Origin of the sequence: Pseudescherichia sp. (assembly GCF_031998825.1) — a bacterium.
GTDB lineage: Bacteria > Pseudomonadota > Gammaproteobacteria > Enterobacterales > Enterobacteriaceae > Pseudescherichia.
The window spans coordinates 1-5,452 of the sequence record NZ_DAMACX010000095.1; the positions used below are offsets into that span (position 1 = coordinate 1).

The 5,452-nt window shown below is 57.0% G+C and carries 6 protein-coding genes; all 6 read left to right on the forward strand.

The features are described from left to right. Positions 1–1,220, forward strand: a 1,220-nt coding sequence (gene accC, locus RTP97_RS21095; RefSeq protein ID WP_312417101.1) for an acetyl-CoA carboxylase biotin carboxylase subunit, incomplete at its 5' end; no start/stop codon positions are given. A 108-nt stretch (positions 1,221–1,328) separates the two neighbouring features. Further along, the gene (locus tag RTP97_RS21100; RefSeq protein ID WP_312417104.1) at positions 1,329–1,571 is read left to right on the forward strand and encodes a YhdT family protein; all 243 of its coding nucleotides are present in this window, start codon (positions 1,329–1,331) and stop codon (positions 1,569–1,571) included. Further along, entirely contained in the window at positions 1,561–3,012 is a 1,452-nt protein-coding gene (panF, locus tag RTP97_RS21105; RefSeq protein ID WP_312417113.1) for a sodium/pantothenate symporter, read from the forward strand. Before RTP97_RS21100 ends, panF begins: the two co-directional genes overlap by 11 nt. Positions 3,013–3,023: 11 nt before the next feature. Further along, positions 3,024–3,890 (forward strand): 50S ribosomal protein L11 methyltransferase, encoded by an 867-nt coding sequence (prmA, locus tag RTP97_RS21110; RefSeq protein ID WP_312417106.1) that lies wholly within the window; start codon positions 3,024–3,026, stop codon positions 3,888–3,890. A gap of 360 nt (positions 3,891–4,250) precedes the next feature. After that, the gene (gene dusB / locus RTP97_RS21115; protein ID WP_312417108.1) at positions 4,251–5,219 is read left to right on the forward strand and encodes a tRNA dihydrouridine synthase DusB; all 969 of its coding nucleotides are present in this window, start codon (positions 4,251–4,253) and stop codon (positions 5,217–5,219) included. 21 nt (positions 5,220–5,240) lie between these two features. Beyond that, positions 5,241–5,452: DNA-binding transcriptional regulator Fis (gene fis / locus RTP97_RS21120; RefSeq protein ID WP_262115641.1), on the forward strand; the 212-nt coding region annotated here is incomplete at its 3' end.

Consider the following 5,452-nt stretch of genomic DNA (forward strand, 5'->3'; position numbering starts at 1 on the left):
TGGCGGATGAGACGGTCTGTATTGGCCCGGCTCCGTCCGTAAAAAGCTATCTGAACATCCCGGCTATCATCAGCGCCGCTGAAATCACCGGCGCGATGGCAATCCATCCGGGTTACGGCTTCCTCTCTGAGAACGCCAACTTTGCCGAGCAGGTTGAGCGCTCTGGCTTTATCTTTATCGGCCCGAAAGCTGACACCATTCGCCTGATGGGTGACAAAGTGTCCGCGATCACCGCGATGAAGAAAGCCGGCGTCCCGACGGTACCCGGCTCTGACGGCCCGCTGGGCGACGACATGGATGCTAACCGCGCCCATGCCAAACGCATCGGCTACCCGGTGATCATCAAGGCCTCCGGCGGCGGCGGCGGTCGCGGCATGCGCGTCGTACGCAGCGACGCCGAGCTGGCGCAATCTATCTCCATGACCAAAGCGGAAGCGAAAGCCGCGTTTAACAACGACATGGTCTACATGGAGAAGTACCTGGAGAACCCACGCCACATCGAAATTCAGGTGCTGGCAGACGGTCAGGGCAACGCTATCTATCTGGCAGAGCGCGACTGCTCCATGCAGCGCCGCCACCAGAAAGTGGTCGAAGAGGCACCGGCGCCGGGCATTACTCCAGAGCTGCGCACCTTCATCGGCGACCGCTGCGCGAAAGCGTGCGTGGATATCGGCTACCGCGGGGCAGGCACCTTTGAGTTCCTGTTCGAAAACGGCGAGTTCTACTTCATTGAGATGAACACCCGTATCCAGGTTGAGCATCCGGTTACCGAGATGATCACCGGCGTGGATCTGATCAAAGAGCAGCTGCGTATCGCTGCCGGTCAGCCGCTCTCCATCAAACAAGAAGACGTGGTGGTGAAAGGCCATGCGGTCGAGTGCCGTATTAACGCCGAGGACCCGAACACCTTCCTGCCGAGCCCGGGTAAAATTACCCGTTTCCACGCGCCGGGCGGCTTTGGCGTGCGCTGGGAGTCCCATATCTACGCCGGTTATACCGTACCGCCGTACTATGACTCCATGATCGGTAAGCTGATCTGCTTCGGTGAGACCCGTGACGTGGCGATTGCCCGCATGAAGAACGCCCTGCAGGAGCTGATCATCGACGGCATCAAAACCAACGTTGATCTGCAGACCCGCATCATGAACGACGAGAACTTCCAGCACGGTGGCACCAACATCCACTATCTGGAGAAGAAGCTCGGTCTTAACGAGAAATAAGCGCGCTTGTCGCATCAAGGGCCGGATCTTCCGGCCCTTTTTTATTTCTGGGGATCGCAAAGTTCCATAGGGTACAATCCCCGCTTTGCTGATTTACGAGGAACGATAATGGATCAACGTTTCGTTCAGGCACACAGAGAGGCCCGCTGGGCGCTGTGGCTTACTCTTTTTTATCTTGCCGCGTGGTTAGTAACTGCTTACTTACCCAGCTCGGAGGCAGGTTTTACCGGCCTGCCGCACTGGTTTGAGATGGCCTGCCTGCTGATCCCGCTGCTATTTATTCTGTTGTGTTGGGCAATGGTGAAGTTTATCTATCGCGACATCCCGCTGGAGGATGATGATGCAGCTTGAAGTGATCCTGCCTCTGGTTGCCTATCTGCTGGTGGTGTTTGGCCTGTCGGTCTATGCCATGCGCCAGCGTAAAACGGGAACGTTTCTAAACGAATACTTCCTCGGCAGCCGCTCCATGGGCGGCGTGGTGCTGGCGATGACGCTGACCGCCACCTATATCAGCGCCAGCTCGTTTATTGGCGGTCCCGGCGCGGCCTATAAATATGGCCTCGGCTGGGTGCTGCTGGCGATGATCCAGCTGCCGGCGGTCTGGCTGTCGCTGGGTATTCTGGGCAAGAAATTTGCCATTCTGGCCCGGCGCTACAACGCGGTAACCCTTAACGACATGCTGTTTGGCCGCTACCGGAGCCGCCTGCTGGTGTGGCTGGCAAGTATTAGCCTGCTGGTGGCGTTTGTCGGCGCAATGGCGGTGCAGTTTATCGGCGGCGCACGGCTGCTGGAGTCGGCGGCGGGTATTCCTTACGAGACCGGCCTGCTGATCTTTGGTATCAGCATCGCGCTCTACACGGCCTACGGCGGCTTTCGTGCCAGCGTGCTCAACGACGCCATGCAGGGCATGGTGATGCTTGTCGGCACCATCGTGCTGCTGATTGGCGTGGTGCATGCGGCCGGTGGCCTCGGTCATGCCGTAGAGACCCTGCGGCATATCGATCCGCAGCTGGTGACCCCTCAGGGCGCTGACGACATCCTCTCCCCGACCTTTATGACCTCGTTCTGGGTGCTGGTCTGTTTCGGCGTGATCGGCCTACCGCACACCGCCGTGCGCTGCATCTCCTATAAGGACAGCAAGGCAGTGCACCGGGGGATTATTATCGGCACCGTGGTGGTCGCGATCCTCATGCTCGGGATGCATCTCGCGGGCGCGCTGGGCCGGGCGGTGATCCCCGACCTGACGGTACCGGATCTGGTGATCCCGACCCTGATGGTCAAAGTGCTGCCGCCCTTTGCCGCCGGGATCTTCCTCGCTGCGCCGATGGCGGCGATCATGTCGACAATCAACGCGCAGCTGCTGCAAAGTTCCGCTACGATCATCAAAGATATCTACCTGAACCTGCGTCCGGAGCAGATCCACAACGAGCGCCGCCTGAAGCGGATGTCGTCGGCGATCACCCTGATCCTGGGGGCACTGCTGCTGCTGGCGGCCTGGCGTCCGCCGGAGATGATCATCTGGCTGAACCTGCTGGCCTTTGGCGGGCTGGAGGCGGTCTTCCTCTGGCCGCTGGTGCTGGGGCTGTACTGGGAGCGGGCCAACGCTGCCGGGGCGCTGAGCGCGATGATCGTGGGCGGCGTGCTGTACGCGCTGTTAGCGACCTTTAAAATTCAGTACCTCGGGTTCCACCCGATTGTACCGTCGCTGCTGTTAAGTTTGCTGGCGTTTGTAGTAGGGAACCGTTTCGGTCACCCTACTCCGGAAGCCAACGCTATTTCAATTGATAATTAAAGAGTTTTGCCATGCCGTGGATCCAATTAAAACTGAATACGACCGGTGCCAATGCGGAAGAGCTGAGCGATGCCCTGCTGGAAGCGGGCGCGGTCTCTATCACCTTCCAGGATACGCACGATACGCCGGTATTTGAGCCGCTGCCGGGTGAGACCCGCCTGTGGGGCGATACCGACGTTATCGGCCTGTTTGATGCCGAAACGGATATGAACGAGGTGGTGGCTATCCTTGAGGGACACCCGCTGCTGGGGGCTGGCTTTGTGCATAAAATCGAGCAGCTGGAAGACAAGGACTGGGAGCGCGAGTGGATGGAGAACTTCCACCCAATGCGCTTTGGCGAGCGCCTGTGGATCTGCCCGAGCTGGCGCGACGTGCCAGATGCCAACGCGGTTAACGTGATGCTCGACCCAGGCCTGGCGTTTGGTACCGGCACGCACCCCACCACTTCGCTGTGCCTGCAGTGGCTTGACGGCCTCGATCTAGCGGGCAAGACGGTGATCGACTTTGGCTGCGGCTCCGGCATCCTGGCGATTGCTGCGCTGAAGCTGGGCGCGGCGAAGGCGATTGGCATCGATATCGATCCGCAGGCCATTCAGGCCAGCCGCGACAATGCCGAACGTAACGGCGTCTCCGATCGCCTGGAGCTGTATCTGCCCCAGGATCAGCCTGGCGAGATGCAGGCCGACGTGGTGGTGGCCAACATTCTGGCAGGTCCGCTACGCGAGCTGGCGCCGCTAATTAGCGTTCTACCGGTAAGCGGTGGACTGTTAGGGCTATCCGGTATTCTGGCCAGCCAGGCCGAGAGCGTATGTGAAGCCTACGCCGATCCGGTGGTGGAGAAAGAGGAGTGGTGCCGCATTACCGGGCAAAAAAGGTAATCTCTCCAGCGTGGCCTACGGGCCACGTTTTTGTTTGTAAATTCGCCAAAGCGATAATGAGAAATGAGAGCACGATCGCATTCGAAAGTGCTTTTTTGCTTATAAAAACAGCGAATTATCCCGTCAGAGCCGTCGCGAATGCAATAAAAACGGATAACTTTCAGGAAAATATTAGCGGTTAAAAAAAGTGCGATTTACTTTAAAATCATGATTCCTAATGATATTTATTTCTTGCACTCAACCTTACTTATGATTCCTTGATCTGCAACAGAGGATTGTTCAAAGTTTGGCCTTTCATCTCATGCAAAAAATGCGTAATATACGCCGCCTTGCAGTCACAGTATGGTCATTTCTTAACTCATGCGAATCGGACACCACCAGCTCAGAAATCGCCTGATCGCAGCACCGATGGCAGGCATCACCGACAGGCCATTCAGGACGCTGTGCTACGAGATGGGAGCAGGTTTAACCGTATCCGAGATGATGTCCTCTAACCCGGAAGTGTGGGCGAGCGACAAATCACGTTTACGAATGGTGCACGTTGATGAGCCTGGGATCCGCACGGTGCAAATTGCCGGTAGCGTCCCTGAAGAGATGGCGGAAGCCGCACGTATCAACGTGGAAAGCGGTGCCCAGATTATTGATATCAATATGGGTTGCCCGGCGAAAAAGGTGAATCGCAAGCTGGCAGGTTCAGCCCTGTTACAGCACCCCGATCTGGTGAAGTCGATCCTGACGGCGGTGGTGGCAGCGGTGGAGGTTCCCGTCACGCTGAAGATTCGCACCGGCTGGTCGCCGGAGCACCGTAACTGTGTAGAAATTGCCCAACTGGCTGAAGACTGTGGTATCCAGGCTCTGACCATTCATGGACGCACTCGCGCCTGTTTGTTCAACGGAGACGCGGAATACGACAGCATTCGGGCAGTTAAGCAGAAGGTTTCCATTCCGGTTATCGCGAATGGTGACATTACTGACCCGCTTAAAGCCAGAGCCGTGCTCGACTATACAGGGGCTGATGCCCTGATGATCGGTCGCGCGGCTCAGGGAAGACCCTGGATCTTTCGGGAAATCCAGCACTATCTGGACTCTGGGGAGCTGCTGCCCCCCCTGCCTCTGGCAGAGGTTAAGCGCTTACTTTGCGCACACGTTCGGGAACTGCACGACTTTTACGGTCAAGCAAAAGGGTACCGAATTGCGCGTAAACACGTCTCCTGGTATCTCCAGGAGCACGCTCCAGATGACCAGTTTCGGCGCACATTCAACGCCATTGAGGATGCCAGCTTACAGCTGGAGGCGTTGGAGGCATACTTCGAAAATTTTGCGTATTAGAAATAAAGAGCTGACAGAACTATGTTCGAACAACGCGTAAATTCTGACGTACTGACCGTTTCTACCGTTAACTCTCAGGACCAGGTAACTCAAAAACCCCTGCGTGATTCCGTGAAACAGGCACTGAAGAACTATTTTGCTCAACTGAACGGTCAGGATGTGAATGACCTGTATGAGCTGGTACTGGCTGAAGTTGAACAGCCCCTGTTGGACATGGTGATGCAATACACCCG